The organism is Paenarthrobacter nitroguajacolicus (assembly GCF_051027655.1).
Taxonomy (GTDB): Bacteria; Actinomycetota; Actinomycetes; order Actinomycetales; family Micrococcaceae; genus Arthrobacter; species Arthrobacter nitroguajacolicus.
This window is the reverse complement of sequence record NZ_CP073234.1, coordinates 2,334,197-2,349,547: the sequence shown is the minus strand read 5'-3', so window position 1 is coordinate 2,349,547 and position 15,351 is coordinate 2,334,197. Positions and strand designations below refer to the sequence as shown.

Below are 15,351 nucleotides of genomic sequence, written 5' to 3'. Positions count from 1 at the left end.
GTGGTGAACGTTGTTGGATGTTTCCATCTAACCTCCTTTCCCTGAGTGAAAGGAGTTACTGCTGTTAGGGGTAATGACAGGGACTCCCTTAGCGGGCCAAAGGTCATACCGTTGAAGCATGGACAACCGGACAGAGACGCGCGATTTCCTCTCCACGCGACGGGCGAAGATCACGCCCGAGCAAACGGGACTGGCCGCCTATGGCGGCAACCGCCGCGTACCGGGCCTCCGCCGCGGCGAAGTTGCCATACTGGCCGGAGTCAGCGTGGAGTACTACACCCGCCTGGAGCGGGGAAATCTCGCAGGCGTCTCGGAAAGCGTCTTGGAATCCCTGGCGAACGCCCTGCAACTCGACGACGCCGAACGCGCCCACTTGTACGACCTTGCCCGCGCAGCGAGTGAAGGTGGCAGGTCACGACGCCGGCCGGTACGGAAACAGGTCATCCGGCCTGGCGTGCAGCTCACCCTCGATGCGATCAGCGGCTCCCCTGCCTTTATCCGCAACGGTCGCCTGGATCTCCTGGCAACAAACGCCCTGGGGCGTGCTTTGTACTCAGATATTTACGACAGTCCGGCCGGGCCGCCCAACCATGCCCGTTTCCTCTTTCTCGATCCTCGCAGCCGGGATTTCTACACGGATTGGGAACGGGCGGCTAACGACACAGTGGCCATTATGCGGACCGAGGCGGGCCGCGATCCTTACGACCGGGGCCTCAGCGATCTGGTGGGTGAACTGTCCACGCGCAGCGAGGAATTCCGGGTTCGTTGGGCATCCCATAACGTGCGCCAGCACTACACCGGGAAGAAGCACTTCCGGCATCGGATAGTTGGCGATCTGCATTTGTTGTACGAGGCCCTTGAGCTTTCCGCCGATGCCGGTTTGACCCTAACGGTCTACAACGCGGAACCCGGCACCGGTACGGCGGATGCCCTGCAGCTGCTCGCAAGCTGGGCCGCGACGACCCCCGCCATTCCTGAGGATGCCGGGGACCTCCGAAACATTCACAACAAGTAATCCAGCCATCAACTTCTACTCATTCGTCAACTTGACGCCGGAGGGCAAACGCTTCACGTCACCGACGGGTCTGCTTGGTGCAGGCGCGCGGCGGTGACGTGCAAGTGGTCCAGCATGGCGTGGTCTCGGAGCCGTCTGTGAGGCACGCGGTTCCCACATGGCCAGGTGACTCATGAAGTGGTCCGGAGCCGCGCCGTGCCAATGCCATTCGCCGGGCGGCGTGTAGACGGTTTGGCGCTGCCCACGCTGTAGGCATCCGACGCCAGCATTTTCCGTTGGTTACCGCCGAATGCCCTCTTCTTTGCCGTCATACAGGAGGGTCATTGCAGAGGAGCTAATAATGTCAGAGCTCCATGACAGGGTTGGTTTATGGGAGCAATCGGGCAGTTGACAGCACTTCGGACGGAACCGTCCCCTGTTGTTGCTGCCTTGGCCGCGGCCCGGTCACGGCGCTTCATAAGCATGCCGGACTTGGTCAAGGCTGGGTTCAAGGATTCGACCGCGCCCATCACCGTGATCGGCCATTTCCACCGCGCCGGGATGGGCATGGACACCGAGTCGACGGGCGCGCCGATCGCAGACGCCTCGGTCCCCAACCCCGGCGAATCCACCCCTCCAGGGGCGCCCGTATGGTCGACCCCCGAAAAGGCGCCGGAGTTGCTGAGGCCGGAGTCCTCGACGCCTGGTTTACCGGCTCTGGAAGCGGCGCTCCTTAAGGGCGCCGCTGCAGCGGACGCGTTGCGATCAATGGCTGCCGATGAGGCGCGGTTGTTTGGTTTTGTTGAGGCTGCCGATTTCGCGGGCAGGGTCGAGGAGATCTCCCGGTCGTTGGAGTACTTGCAGGTCGTCGCCGCGCAGGCGGTGGAACGGACCCGGAAAGAAGCACAGCAAACGTCGCCGGGGCCGTCAGCGTTCGGGGCCGGGCCGGGATGGCGGACGGGCTGGACTGAACCAGAGACAGCATCCGACGTCGGGCCAGGATCCGACGTGGGGCAAGGATCCGGTGTGGCATCAGCTGCCGCTGGAGCACGCTCCATAAGCGCAGGAGCTTCCGTGCGCGGGGCAGGTTCCGTGACCGGTCCAGGGCCAGTAACTGAGGCCGCCGGCTCAGTGAGCCCTTTGGATGACGGGTACCGGAACGCCGCGGAGTTCCTTCGGGCCCGGTTGCGGATCAGCATCGGGGAAGCCCGGCGCAGGCTCGCCCTCGCCCCCGATGTCCTGCCCCAGACGGGAATGGCCGGGCAACAGATCCCGGCCCGACGCGAAGTGCTGGCCAACGCCCTCTCCTCAGCCCTGGTACCGTCCCGGTCCGCGACGATCATCAGCACCGCCCTGGACACCGTCCGGCAACTCACCGATGAGGACACCATCACCCGGATGGAACACGCCCTCACCACCACCGCGATGGAATCCGACCCGGACTTCGTCACCAAAATGACCAAACGCTGGACCGACGTCATCGACCAGGACGGTGCCGAACCATCCGAGGAAGTTCTCCGCCAACTCCAAGGCGCGTTCCTCCGCCGCCGACGCCGCCACGGACTCCACCACCTCGAAATCTTCGCCACCGCCGAACAATACGAAACCCTCACCACCGCCATGAACACCGCCACCAACCCACGACTCACCACCGGCAACAATCCCACCGACGACAAGCCCAGCGGACCGGACCTGGACCGCCGCAGCCGGGCCCAGAAACTCCTCAACGGCCTCGTCGGAGCCTGCGCCCTGGCGATGACCACCGGGAAACTGCCCTCCAACGGCGGACTCCGACCCCAACTCACCGTCACCATCGACCACCGCGACCTCTTCGAACAAGTCACCCACAACTCACGACCTAGCGACCACGGCAACACCGGAGCGGCCCTGAATCCACTCAGCACCGGCACAGCGACCTTCACCGGCCCCATCCACCCGAACACCATCCGCAAAATCGCCTGCGACGCCGACATCATCCCCGTCCTCCTCGGAACCGACTCCCGCGTCCTGGACATCGGCCGCACCACCCGGATCTTCCCACCCCACATCCGCAAAGCCATCACCGCCCGCGATGGCGGCTGCGCCTTCCCCGACTGCACCATCCCCGCACCCTGGTGCGAAGCCCACCACACCACCTACTGGTCCCACGGCGGCACCACATCAACCAACAACGGCACCCTGCTCTGCAGCCACCACCACCACCTCATCCACAAGGAACAATGGCGCATCGACATCACAACCGGGGTCCCCTGGTTCATCCCCCCACCCCACCTCGACCCCCAACAAACACCACGACGCAACCACCACCACACACCCCAGAGACCATAGAGATGTCGTGATTTGTCAGCTCTGCTGGTCTGCCAATTCTGCGATCTTCCGCTCCAGCGCGCTCCGTTCGGCGGCGTTCGAACACAGGCTGAGTGCTTCGCCGAGGGCTGCCTTGGCCTCCACGAGACGGCCCAGCCGGGCAAGGAGTTCGCCTCGCACTGTCTGCACGAGGTGTGAGCCATGCAGCTCACCCCTCTCTGCAAGGGCTTCCACGAGGTGAAGCCCTACGGCCGGACCCGCAGCCATGGCAACCGCGACTGCATGATTCAGTTCAATGACGGGCGATGGAACCAAACGCCCCAGTGCCTCGTACAGGATGACAATTCGTTGCCAATCCGTGTCCTCTGCTGACCGCGCCACCGCGTGGCATTCCGCAATGGAAGCCTGCAATCCGTAGGCGCCTAGACCGCGGCCGGCCGCCACCGCCGTCGAAAGTGCCGCCCGGCCCCGGCGTATCGCAGACTGGTCCCACCGGCGCCGATCCTGGTCTTCGAGAAGGACAGGCTGACCGGCTGCGTCGAGCCTGGCCGGAAAACGTGCGGACGTCAGTTCCATCAGGGCCACGAGGCCAAAAACTTCGGGCTCAGGGGCCAGCCGAACCAAAACCCGTCCCAGACGACGTGCTTCGCTGGCCAGTTCCGTGCGCATCCACGAGTCGCCGCCGGACGCAAAGGCACCTTCCGAGAAAATCAGGTAGAGCACCTGCAGCACTGATCCCAGCCGCTCCGGTATATCAGTTTTCTCGGGCACCACAAACGGCACGTGCGCCGCCGACAAGGTCTTCTTGGCTCGTGTAATACGGGCTTGGACGGTGGGAACGGGGACCAGGAACGACTTGGCAATCTCCTCCGTGCCCATACCGCCCACAACCCGAAGAGTCAGCGCAATTCGCGACTCCTTGGACAACACGGGATGGCAGGAGACGAACATCAATGCTAGGACGTCGTCATCGATGGCATCCGGATTGAACAAAACGTCCATGCCCGGTTCCTCCTCTGACAGGTCACGGGCCAACAATGCGTACTTTTCGTCGCGAACAGCACGACGCCGGAACGAATCGATCGCCCGGCGCCGGCCGGCCGTAAGGAGCCAACCCGCCGGCTCTGCGGGGATGCCGTTGACGGACCAGGACACGAGAGCTTCTGCCAGCGCTTCCTGTGCCAGGTCCTCTGCCAAAGTAAAGTCGCCGGTGTAGCGGGCAAGGGCGCCGACGATGCGGGCGGATTCGCTCCGCCACACCGCTTCGACGGCGGCCCTTGCCTCATTGCTGCTCACGACGGTCGTTGATGACCGGGGTTCCGGCGGCGAATCTCAGAGCTGGCCGGTCTGCTCGCGCCATGCGCGTTCCTTTTGAATCCATTCGTTGTCCTGAGGGAACTCGTCAATGCTGGTGACGCGACGGATTTCGGTCTTGGTACCTGCAGTCATTGGCGCACGCTTCGCCCATTCGATCGCTTCTTGCTTGGAAGCTACGTCCAGGATGTAGTAGCCGCCGAAGAGTTCTTTCGTTTCACCGTAGGGGCCGTCACTGACCACCGGGGTTTCACCGGTGAAGTCCACCACCACTCCGTCCTTGGCGTCGTCCAGGCCTTCGGCGGCCAAAAGGACTCCGGCGCGGATCAGTTCGTCATTGAATTTGCCCATTGCCTCGAGGATCTCGTTGAAATCGATGTTCTCGAACTTGGCGTAGGAAGCGTCGTCTGCCCGCATGATCAACATGTATTTCGCCATTTGACTCAATCTCCTGTGTCGTGGAAAGCCGCCCTTCGACCTTCTCATCCATAGGTCGAACAGCGCGAGCAGAAATCGACAACTGGTTGAAACAAATTCCTGGTTCTTTGTTGGCATCACCGGCGTAGCCTGAAGGGACGGTGGGAAACGATTCTGTTGAGTCCACCGGGAAGTGGTTCGAGGCATCATGGCATCGGAACGTTCGTCCGATGGAAATCAGCCGGACCGGGGTGCCGCCCGGACGGTCCTTTCGTACTCCGCACTCCTGAAGTCTGTTCGTAGTGCCGGATTGCTGAAGCGCCGCAGAGGGTTTTACATCACGGTCTTTGTGATCCTGATGGTGGTTTGGGCGGGAACCTGGAGTGGGTTGATTTTGCTGCGGGACACATGGTTCCAGCTTCTTATTGCGGCGGGAATGGGCGTGGTCCTCACCCAGTTCGCGTTCCTGGCCCATGAAGCCGCGCATCGGCAGGTGTTCAAGTCCAAGGGAATGAATGAGTGGTCCGCGCGGCTTGTTGGTACAGGCCTGGTGGGTATCAGCTATTCAATGTGGGTGCAGAAACACACCCGTCACCACAACTTTCCCAATGTGATCGACAAGGACCCGGATATCCATACCGGCGCAATCGCGTTTCATCCCGAAGCGGCAAGCTCGCGCCGGGGGGGTGATGGTTCATGTCACGCGCAAGCAAGGCTGGTTGTTGTTTCCCTTGCTGTTCTTCCTGGGCGTCAGCCTGCACATTGATTCCCTGAAGTATCTGCTGCACCAGAGACAAGTCGATCACCGCTGGGTGGAGATCCCTGTCATCATGCTTCGACTCCTCGTGGTTCCGTTCCTGGTTTTCTCGTTGCTGCCGTTAGGTATGGCGTTCGCTTTCCTCGGAGTTCAGTTGGGTGTCTTCGGTTTTTATATGGGTGCGTCTTTCGCCCCAAACCACAAAGGCATGCCAATACTGCCCGGTTCAACCAGGGCAGACTTCCTCAACCGTCAGGTGCTCACTGCCCGGAACATCTCCGGTGGCCGGTTCATGGACACGCTGATGGGCGGACTGAACCGGCAGATTGAACACCACCTCTTCCCGGACATGCCTCGCCCCTACCTGCACCGCGCGTCCGGCATCGTGAAGGAGTGCTGCGGCGAACTGGGCATTCCTTATACCGAAACCAGTTTGTTGGCGTCTTACACGGCGGTAGTGAAGTACTTGGATGACGTCGGACTCTTCGCGGGTGAACCTTTCGAGTGCCCGGTCATGGACCAGTTCCGGCCGCGATAAGGGCATCCCGGGGCGCCTCGATAAGGATCCCCCGGATACGTCCGGGGGATCCTTATGCGGACGGCTTTCGCGTAGTGGTCCTAGCGCCCGCCTCCTCCGATGACACCGGCTTCAACGGCTTTGGTCACGGCATCAGCTTCGGCTTGTGTGAGCTTGCCGTCCGTGACCGCTTTGTCCAGCTTGGTCTTCAGGGCGGCGGAACGTTCAACTTGGCCCGCGGCTCGGATTTCTTCCAGTGCAGCGGTGACCTTGGCTTCGTCTACACCCAATGCTTCAGCGAGCGATTTCGCCAGGGCGGCATCCTGTGCCGTACGGTCCGGCTTGGTTCCTTCCGCTCCTTCGGCGGGCGGCGTGGTGGGTTTGTTTGCCTCACGGAACGCCTTCAAAGCTTCGGTGACCTTGGCCTCGTCCACACCGAGCTTGGTGGCCAATTCAGCTGCTATTTGTCCCCGATCGCGTCCGTGCCCGCCAGGCTTTCCCCCACGATCTGACGGGGTGGCTGCGTCCCCGGACGACGTGGTGCCAGGGGTCGACGTAGCGCTCGGCGACGGTGTGGTGGCCGCCGTCGCGATGCTGGTTGCACCAAGTCCTGCGCCTAGTGCCAGAGCTCCGGCTGCCATGCCCAGGCTGATTCTCTTGATTTTCAACATATGCCTCTCCTCAATGAGCCGCTAGTACGGCTGGGTGTCTGAGGGACGGTCAATGGTTCCGTCCTCTTAACACGATGAGAGACCCACCACAGCCCCGGCTGTTTCGAACCTGTCATTGGGCTGTGAAAATGAACCGGTTTCTGTGAGGGCTGTCCTCAGCGGACGGCGGGCTCAGCGGCCGCGGTCCAGCGCGTCCAGCAACCTCTTAACCGATCCACCCAGATTCCAGTCATGGGCCAGTTGCTCAAGTTCAGTGCGAGCCTCTCCTGTGACGGGGCGCAGTTCAGCACCTGCTTCTTCCAGCGTCGGCACCTTCAAGTCGCGCACGACATTCACGACGGCGGGCGCCACCTTGAGATAGTCAGCCGCCGCGGACAGCTTGGCCCGGACGGAAGCCGACAACCCGCCGTCGGGGGCTTCCGCCGCCTCAAGAAGTCCTTGCAATGAACCGTGCGTGCCAAGCAACGACGCCGCCGTCTTTTCGCCGATGCCGGCGACTCCGGGCAGCCCGTCGGAGGCATCGCCCCGGAGTGTTGCGTAGTCGGCGTATTGCTGGGGCAGGACACGGTACTTGCCCACCACGACGACCTCGGTGAGGACTTCCAGGTTCTTCATGCCGCGCGCCGTGTAAATGATACGGATCCCACGGTCGTCATCCACGAGCTGAAAAAGGTCGCGGTCACCGGTAACCACGTCCGTCGGGAAGGTCGCCAGGCTCGCATAGGTCCCTATGACGTCATCAGCCTCATGCTCGTCAACTCCCACCACAGCGATCCCGGCAAGGTCCAGTACCCGCCGGATCATGGGAATCTGCGCCTCAAGCGGGTCAGGGACAACCTCTACGTCCGGACCATCCGCAACGATCTCCGCAACCCTGTGCGATTTATAGCTGGGAATCAGGTCAACGCGCCATTGCGGGCGCCAATCGTTGTCCCAGCAGGCGACCAAGTGCGTGGCTTCGTAGTCGGTGGTGAGGCGGGCGATCATGTCCATCAGTCCCCGCACTGCGTTCACGGGCGTTCCGTCGGAACGGCGGATTGAGTCGGGCACACCGTAGAAGGCGCGGAAATACAACGAGGCAGTGTCCAAGAGCATCAGTCGCGGCATACCTGATCCTGACATGCCCATGGTTCAATCCGCCGGAAGCTACACAAGGTTCCGTCATAAGACTCTTCAAGGACTTGAACACGGGTGTGAGCCGCATTACGATTATCTGAGCGATAATAGAACACGTTGTTCTATTATCGAACATCGCAACGAGATAGCCCACAAAGAAGTGAGGAAAGCCTGTGCAGTTCCACCACCACGGTTACGTATCCGGTGACCCTCGAGTCGAGCCGGCCGACGGCGTCGGAATCAACCGCCCAGCCAAGCTTCCCGACGAAGTTGACGTCCTTATCGTGGGCACGGGCCCGGCGGGCATGCTGACCGCGGCACAGCTATCCCAGTTCCCTGACGTCACCACACGTATCATTGAGCGCCGCCCCGGGCGGTTGGCCATCGGCCAAGCCGACGGCATCCAAGCCCGAAGTGTCGAGACTTTCCAAGCCTTCGGCTTTGCAGAGCGGATCACGGCCGAGGCGTACCGCATCACGGAAATGGCGTTCTGGAAGCCGGACCCGGCCGACCACTCCCGGATCGTCCGGGCCGCTCGGGCAGTGGATGATCCCGCCGGGATCAGCGAGTTCCCTCACCTGATCGTCAACCAGGCCCGGGTCCTGGACTACTTCGCAGAATTCATGGCCAACTCCCCCACACGCATGACACCGGACTACGGCTACGAGTTCCACAGCCTCAACGTCACCGGCGAGGGCAACTACCCGGTGGAGGTGACCCTTGGCCACACATCCGGGTCCAACGAAGGCCAGGAACGGGTCATTCGCGCCAAGTATGTGGTGGGCGCAGACGGAGCGCGCAGCAAGGTCCGCGAGTCCATCGGATGTCACCTCGCCGGTGACCAAGCCAACCACGCATGGGGCGTCATGGACGTCCTTGCCGTCACCGACTTCCCTGACATCCGCACCAAGTGCGCCATCCAGTCCGGCGCCGGCGGCAGCATCCTGCTGATCCCCCGCGAAGGCGGCCACCTGTTCCGCATGTACGTCGACTTGGGCGAAGTCAACCCGAATGACAAAGGCGCCGTGCGCAAAACCACTATCGAACAGATCATCCAGAAAGCCAACGACATCCTTCACCCCTACACCCTGGACGTGCGCAACGTGGCCTGGCACAGCGTTTACGAGGTAGGCCACCGGCTCACGGACAGGTTCGACGACGTTCTGCCGGAGGAGCGCGGTACGCGCACCCCGCGGGTGTTCATCACCGGCGATGCGTGCCACACCCACAGTGCCAAAGCGGGACAGGGCATGAACGTGTCCATGCAGGACGGCTTCAACATCGGCTGGAAACTCGGCCACGTCCTCGAGGGCCGCAGCCCCGAAAGCCTGCTGGACACCTACTCGGCTGAACGCCAGGTAGTGGCGAAGAACCTCATCGACTTCGACAAGCAGTGGTCCACGCTGATGGCCAAGAAGCCCGAAGAATTCGAAGACCCCGCGGAACTGGAGACTTTCTACACCAGTACCGCCGAGTTCCCGGCAGGTTTTATGACCCAGTACGCGCCCTCAATGCTGGTAGCGGAGGCACGGTATCAGGAGCTCGCCACGGGCTTCCCTGTGGGTAAACGCTTCAAATCGGCTCCCGTCCTGCGGGTCTGCGATACCAACCCCATGCACCTTGGGCACCACGCCAAAGCGGACGGCCGCTGGCGCATCTATGTCTTCGCTGACGCGGCGCAGGCTGGATCCCAGGGACCCGTGGCGGACTTTGCCGAGTGGATTGCGAACTCGCCGGACTCGCCGCTGGCCGCGACGCCGTCGGACGCTGACCGTGACGCTTGGTTCGACGTGAAGGTGATCTACCAGCAGGACCACACCAACATTGATATCAACGCGGTTCCTGCAGCGTTCAAACCCACCGTAGGGCCGTTCAAGCTCACCTACCTTGAGAAGGTCTTCGGCACAGACCCCAGCAACGACATCTTTGAGCTCCGCGGCCTCAGCCGCGATGGCGTGGTTGTAGTCGTTCGGCCGGACCAGTACGTCGCCCACGTGCTTCCGTTGACAGCGACAGCTGAACTCGGCAACTTCTTTGCCCCGCTGCTGTCAGCAGGGCGTACTGAAGTCACGGCGAAGAGGCCGGGCCTGGTGAGCAATCAGGCGTAGCCCGCCGGACGTTTATGGTTTTTGTCCCCGCTTAGGCGTACAACGGGCGTATGGGCAGAAGTCGCGTCGGGGCCCTGATGGTCCTGATGCTCATTGCGTTGTTCCTCAATGGTTGCACCGGTGGTAACGCCGGTCCGTCGCCGTCTCCAACTGCGTCCAGCGCTGCGATTGTTTCGTTGGAGGGCACCATCAAGCGCTTCATGGATGACGGGGTCACGTCTGTAGTCGCGCAGGTCCGCTGGCCGGGCGGAGAATGGTCGAAGGCCTATGGCGTCCGGGACGGCGGGACGAACGAACCAGCACGCCCCGAAGACAGGTTTTCCATAGGTAGTGTCACGAAATCGATGACCGCTGCCGCCGTGATGAAGCTCGTGGACGAAGGCCTCATAGGGCTTGACGACCCGGTGAACGGGATCCTGGAGAGTTTCAACACCCCGTTGAAGCCTCCGGGACCCATCACCGTGCGCCAACTCCTGAGCCACACATCAGGGATGCCTGAATTTCTGTCCGTGTATGAGCAATCCGGAACGCCCAAAGAACTGATAACAAGTGGATTCAGTATGCAGCGCGGACTGGAGATGACTGCAACGTTGCCTTGGGACCCCAGGAACGTTGGGCACTTCGCATATTCGAACAGTAACTACCTTGCCCTCGGACAGCTGCTGGAGAAGCTCCGGGCAAAAGCAATTGGGGATGTGCTCAGGGACGACATCTTCCGGCCGCTCGGCCTTGACCGCTCGACCCTTAGTGCACAGGACCGGGAAGCGCAGGACAACCTTCGTACCTATATAGAGGTGGATGGAGAACGCGTGGAGGTCACGCAGGCCGAGCAGTTGATCGGCTTCCCGGGAGGCGGCGTGGTCTCCACCGCTGAGGATGTCAATGACTTTTTCCGCGGCCTTTTCACAGGGGGCTTGATATCTGCCCCAGCGCTCAAGGAAATGAAGACAGTGGAATCCACCAACTACGCCCTCGGACTCATGCGGTGGCGTGACACGTGCTCCTCTTCCGGCTATCGCTACGGTCACCGCGGGAGCGTCACCGGTTACCTCACCACCGCCGTGGTGAGTGACGACGGCGACTCTCAGATCGTCATCGCTATGGCACTGCCCACACTGCCTATGAAAGTCGGCGATCCAGTCACCGCACGCAAGGTGGATCATTACGATTCACAGATGGAATTGGCCGCCAACAAGGCCCTGGACCAGTTGTGTGCTTGACTCCTAACGCCCTGGGGTAACGCTGGTCCAACGCCACACCGTGACTGCTGTTCTATAGTGTCGGAGCCGTCAGGCAGAATGTGATTCATGGGGCGTTGGAGCGAAGAGACAGTAATGAAGGCCGCCCCGGACTCGTCCTCGCTTGCAGCAGCACGGAAACTTGCGCATCCCGGCCCGTGGTCCGACTCAGGCAGCAACGATGTCCTTGTATGGGGAAAGTGCCAAGGCAGCGGGAAAACGCCATATCAAGTGAGCGTGGACATCATCGCACCCGCCTACCGGTGCTCGTGTCCCAGCCGGAAGTTTCCCTGCAAGCACGCATTGGCACTGCTGCTTCTTTGGTCCCGGGGTGAGGCAGCCGAGGCCGGAGCCGACACCGCTGATTTCGCAAAGGAATGGGCCGATCAACGGGCCGATCGTGCCACGGCAAAAGAACGGCGACAGGCCGAACAACCCGTTGATCCGGAAGCACAGGCAAAGCGGCTCGCCGCCAGGCTCGCCCTCATGGATGCCGGGATCGATGATTTCTCGCGCTGGCTAACGGACCTCGTACGGACCGGACTTGCCGCTGCCCGCAATCAGCCATATTCCTGGTGGGATGGCGTGGCAGCCCGCTTGGTGGACTCCCAGGTTCCCGGTTTGGCCGAACAAGTGCGGGAAATGGCATCCCAAATCCACGGCAGGACGGACTGGGCAGACCATCTTCTCCTTCACGCGGGCCGGTGGTGGGCCCTGACAAAGGCATGGGCCGCAAGAGACGCACTCACACCGGACGAATTCGCTGACGTCAAGGCTGCCCTCGGCTGGGCCACGGCATCTGCTGACGTACAGGACACCGAGTCGCTGGTGGGCCCGTGGCTGGTGCTCGGAGCCCACCGCAGTGACGACGGACGCCTCCAGCAACAACGGACCTGGCTTCGCGCACCCGACGGCACGACGGTTGTCATCCTGGACTTCGCCGGACAAGGCCAGGGGCTGGCTGCGCCGCAACTCGCGGGAGCGCAGCTTGATGTCACAGTTGCCCGTTACCCCGGTTCAGCGCCACGGCGTGCTTTGTTCACAGGACCCATCACCCCACAGGGCGTGGCCAGAAGCCTCGGCACCGGCTACAGCATCCGGCAAGCGCTCGAACAGGAGTCAGCAGCAGTCGCGCGCTCGCCGTGGCGGACCAGGCATCCGGTGATGCTGGAAGGTGTCACCGTCAACCCGCAGGGCATGGGGTGGGTGCATGATCCGAGTGGCGACGCACTTCCATTGGTAGATGCTCCCCTCGACTCCCTGCTGGCACTGACAGGTGGCCATGCTGCGGATGTTTTCGGAGAACTGGAAGATGGCCGCCTGCGTCCGCTGACCGTCGTCGTCGATGGAACGGTGGTGACCCCATGATCTGGTTGGCAGAACTCCGAACAGCGGCCTTGGTGGGAACCGCTCGGCACGACGCCCCCGAGCCGCCCGTCGCGCTGGGTTTTCGTGCGCCGGATAACCTGACCCGCGAGGAATCCCTGCTGGATCAAGCAGCACTGGCCGACGCCGTGACCCGTGCGTCCCGGACAGCATCCTCAACCCCAGCCCCCGGCTTGGCTTCGCCTGCCCCCGCTGACACGGAGCTCCAAGCCAGCGGTGAGGCCGCCCGGCTCTTGGAGCTATTGCTGACCCAGCCGCCCGTGGGGCTTGAGCTGAGAATCCAGCTGGTGGTGGACTGGCTGAGGTTTGCCGAAGAATCACGACGGCGGGTCCCTCACCGGCTGCTGCCGGCGTTGCTCAATTTGGCGGAGAGCAGATCCGCTGTTTTCAGGAGTCTTGAACCGGCAATCGGAACCCGCGGCCGCTGGTTGCAAGAACTTAAGAGCCCGTCCTCACACGAACCGGCAGAAGAATGGTCTGAACTTGGGAGCGCCGCCGCTGCAGTCGAGCTGGACCGGCTAAGAGGCCGTGACCCGGCAGCTGCGCGCGAGCAGCTCCGTGGGCACTGGACGTCGCTCAGCGCCAGGGAACGCGCGGGCAACCTGGCCCTGTTTGCCGGCAACCTCAATGACGACGACGAAGGTTTGCTGGAACAAGCCTTGGACGACAAAGCGAAGAGCGTACGGGACGTTGCGCTCCGGCTCCTCGACCAACTCCCCGGGAGTGCGCGTGCAGCCCGCATGGCCACCCGGCTCCTACCGCTGCTGCACGTCAAAGGGCTCCTGAACAAGCGCCTGGACATCGATCTCCCTCCGGCCCCTGACCAAGAGGCACTGCGCGACGGAATTCCCGCCGATCCCCGCAGAGGTGAACCTGATCGGCTTGCACGGTTGGATGTGATCATCCGTGGCGCACCGCTTGAGGTTTGGACATCGGTATCCGGCCGGAACCGGGCGGGCACCGCGGCACTGCTGCAGGGCGAACCGCGCATCATGGAAGCGTTGATCGCCACCACTGCCGCCCGCGAAGATGCTGAGTGGGCACGCGCGCTGCTGACTGTCAGGACGGACAGAAGGCTGCTGGGTTGCCTCCCTCCAGACGAGCGGGAACATTGGCTGGTGAGGCATGTCCGGGAAAGCGGCGACGAACCGCTGACGCTGGCTCCCCTACTGCAGGACGTGCCGCAGCCTTGGTCCGCGCCGTTGGCGGAAGCGGTACTGACACTGATTTCCGGCAAGGACGGCGGCCGCTTGGCAGCGACGCTGGCCGCAGTCCTTCCTACCGCCCTTCCGCCGGCGGCCACCGAACAATGCCGGCAACTTTTGGCACGAACAGACGATGACGCCGTCCGGCGCCGGGTGCTGCGCGATGCCGTCCAATACCAATCATTCAGACAATCCCTGACGGAGGCTTTCCGATGACCGACGCCCAGAATGCAACGGAAGTTCTTCGCGCCCACGCCGAGAATGCGTATGCCGATGAGCTCAGCGCCGTGGCCGCTGTTGACGACCGCCCCCGTCCGCCCAGTTGGCGCCTCTCCCCTTGGGCTGTCACCACCTACATCCTCGGTGGGACGTTGGCCAATGGGGCCGTGATCACTCCAAAGTATCTGGGCTCCGAACGCTTGGTGGAAATCGCCGTGGCGTCACTGGCCACGGACCGCGCCCTGCTGCTGCTGGGCGTTCCGGGAACCGCGAAAACATGGCTTGGAGAGCATCTGGCCGCAGCGATCTCAGGCTCGTCCACTCTGGTGGTTCAGGGCACGGCGGGTACACCGGAAGAAGCCTTGCGTTATGGGTGGAACTATGCGCGTCTGCTCGCGGATGGACCCTCCCGTGCCGCCATGGTCCCCGGTCCCGTCATGCGGGCCATGGAGACGGGAAGCCTGGTGCGCGTGGAGGAACTTACCCGCATCCCCTCCGATGTGCAGGATTCCCTCATCACCATCCTTAGCGAAAAGACCCTGCCCATTCCCGAGCTCAACGAGGAAGTCCAAGCACGGAAGGGCTTCAACGTGATCGCCACCGCGAACAACCGCGACAAAGGCGTCAACGACCTCTCGTCCGCCCTTCGCCGCCGTTTCAACACAGTGGTCCTGCCGCTCCCGGACAGCATCGACCAAGAGGTGGAGATTGTGACTACCCGTGTTCGCAGTCTCGGTGAGTCCCTGGAGCTGCCGGCGGATTTGGCTGCACTTTCCGAGATCCGGAGGGTGGTCACTGTCATGCGCGAGCTGCGGTCCGGCGTAACCCAGGACCAGCGCACCACCATCAAATCGACATCGGCTACGTTATCCACGGCGGAAGCTATTTCCGTGATGACCAACGGGCTCTCCCTGGCGGCGCACTTTGGAGATGGCACCGTCCGGGCGGACGATGTGGCCGCGAGCCTGGTGGGCGCAGTAATCAAGGATCCCGTCCAGGACCGCGTGATCTGGCAGGAGTACTTGGAGACCGTCGTCCGGAATCGGCCTGAATGGAAAGACCTCTACCGGGCCTGCCGCGATCTCGAATCGCCCAACTAAGA

Annotated in this window: 11 protein-coding genes and 1 pseudogene; 8 read left to right on the top strand and 4 right to left on the bottom strand. The window is 62.5% G+C overall.

Annotated features, from left to right (window positions below; genetic code table 11):
• Positions 1 to 118: 118 nt before the first annotated feature.
• Complete coding sequence (locus KCX59_RS11210) at positions 119 to 1,015, top strand: helix-turn-helix transcriptional regulator (RefSeq protein WP_179016689.1); 897 nt, start codon at positions 119 to 121, stop codon at positions 1,013 to 1,015.
• A 369-nt stretch (positions 1,016 to 1,384) separates the two neighbouring features.
• Positions 1,385 to 3,322: a DUF222 domain-containing protein gene (locus KCX59_RS11205; protein ID WP_434122448.1), complete on the top strand. Its 1,938-nt coding sequence runs from the start codon at positions 1,385 to 1,387 to the stop codon at positions 3,320 to 3,322.
• Between the two features lie 15 nt (positions 3,323 to 3,337).
• Here KCX59_RS11205 and KCX59_RS11200 read toward each other — a convergent pair whose 3' ends face one another.
• On the bottom strand, positions 3,338 to 4,597 hold the full coding sequence (locus tag KCX59_RS11200; protein WP_179018426.1) for an RNA polymerase sigma factor: 1,260 nt from the start codon (positions 4,595 to 4,597) through the stop codon (positions 3,338 to 3,340).
• A gap of 36 nt (positions 4,598 to 4,633) precedes the next feature.
• Positions 4,634 to 5,053, bottom strand: coding sequence for a YciI family protein (locus KCX59_RS11195; RefSeq protein ID WP_091467271.1), 420 nt, complete (start codon positions 5,051 to 5,053; stop codon positions 4,634 to 4,636).
• 187 nt (positions 5,054 to 5,240) lie between these two features.
• Here KCX59_RS11195 and KCX59_RS11190 point away from each other — a divergent pair.
• Positions 5,241 to 6,327 (top strand): annotated as a pseudogene (locus tag KCX59_RS11190) (fatty acid desaturase family protein).
• A gap of 80 nt (positions 6,328 to 6,407) precedes the next feature.
• On the opposite strand, the gene KCX59_RS11185 reads toward KCX59_RS11190, so the two are convergent.
• Positions 6,408 to 6,977, bottom strand: a complete 570-nt coding sequence (locus tag KCX59_RS11185) for a Clp protease N-terminal domain-containing protein (protein ID WP_178993815.1) — start codon at positions 6,975 to 6,977, stop codon at positions 6,408 to 6,410.
• Positions 6,978 to 7,148: 171 nt separating this feature from the next.
• The gene (locus tag KCX59_RS11180; RefSeq protein ID WP_179018438.1) at positions 7,149 to 8,099 is read right to left on the bottom strand and encodes a 5'-3' exonuclease; all 951 of its coding nucleotides are present in this window, start codon (positions 8,097 to 8,099) and stop codon (positions 7,149 to 7,151) included.
• 167 nt (positions 8,100 to 8,266) lie between these two features.
• On the opposite strand from KCX59_RS11180, the gene KCX59_RS11175 reads away from it, so the two are divergent.
• The 5 genes from KCX59_RS11175 to KCX59_RS11155 all read left to right on the top strand — a co-directional run bounded on the left by KCX59_RS11175 (position 8,267) and on the right by KCX59_RS11155 (position 15,349).
• Entirely contained in the window at positions 8,267 to 10,201 is a 1,935-nt protein-coding gene (locus tag KCX59_RS11175) for an FAD-binding monooxygenase (protein ID WP_179018424.1), read from the top strand.
• A 50-nt stretch (positions 10,202 to 10,251) separates the two neighbouring features.
• On the top strand, positions 10,252 to 11,421 hold the full coding sequence (locus tag KCX59_RS11170) for a serine hydrolase domain-containing protein (protein WP_179018422.1): 1,170 nt from the start codon (positions 10,252 to 10,254) through the stop codon (positions 11,419 to 11,421).
• An 87-nt stretch (positions 11,422 to 11,508) separates the two neighbouring features.
• A complete protein-coding gene (locus KCX59_RS11165) occupies positions 11,509 to 12,807 on the top strand; it encodes an SWIM zinc finger family protein (RefSeq protein WP_179018420.1) in 1,299 nt (432 codons plus the stop codon).
• On the top strand, positions 12,804 to 14,246 hold the full coding sequence (locus KCX59_RS11160; RefSeq protein ID WP_179018418.1) for a DUF5691 domain-containing protein: 1,443 nt from the start codon (positions 12,804 to 12,806) through the stop codon (positions 14,244 to 14,246). Before KCX59_RS11165 ends, KCX59_RS11160 begins: the two co-directional genes overlap by 4 nt.
• Positions 14,243 to 15,349, top strand: a complete 1,107-nt coding sequence (locus tag KCX59_RS11155; RefSeq protein ID WP_179018416.1) for an ATP-binding protein — start codon at positions 14,243 to 14,245, stop codon at positions 15,347 to 15,349. Before KCX59_RS11160 ends, KCX59_RS11155 begins: the two co-directional genes overlap by 4 nt.
• The last annotated feature ends 2 nt before the right edge of the window (positions 15,350 to 15,351 follow it).

Bases quoted from the DNA above. Each gene is read 5' to 3' on its own strand.
- KCX59_RS11195 (WP_091467271.1), bottom strand. From the start codon at position 5,053: ATGGCGAAATACATGTTGATCATGCGGGCAGACGACGCTTCCTACGCC.
- KCX59_RS11180 (WP_179018438.1), bottom strand. From the start codon at position 8,099: ATGTCAGGATCAGGTATGCCGCGACTGATGCTCTTGGACACTGCCTCG.
- KCX59_RS11210 (WP_179016689.1), top strand. From the start codon at position 119: ATGGACAACCGGACAGAGACGCGCGATTTCCTCTCCACGCGACGGGCG.
- KCX59_RS11155 (WP_179018416.1), top strand. From the start codon at position 14,243: ATGACCGACGCCCAGAATGCAACGGAAGTTCTTCGCGCCCACGCCGAG.
- KCX59_RS11185 (WP_178993815.1), bottom strand. From the start codon at position 6,977: ATGTTGAAAATCAAGAGAATCAGCCTGGGCATGGCAGCCGGAGCTCTG.
- KCX59_RS11170 (WP_179018422.1), top strand. From the start codon at position 10,252: ATGGGCAGAAGTCGCGTCGGGGCCCTGATGGTCCTGATGCTCATTGCG.
- KCX59_RS11165 (WP_179018420.1), top strand. From the start codon at position 11,509: ATGGGGCGTTGGAGCGAAGAGACAGTAATGAAGGCCGCCCCGGACTCG.
- KCX59_RS11160 (WP_179018418.1), top strand. From the start codon at position 12,804: ATGATCTGGTTGGCAGAACTCCGAACAGCGGCCTTGGTGGGAACCGCT.
- KCX59_RS11205 (WP_434122448.1), top strand. From the start codon at position 1,385: ATGGGAGCAATCGGGCAGTTGACAGCACTTCGGACGGAACCGTCCCCT.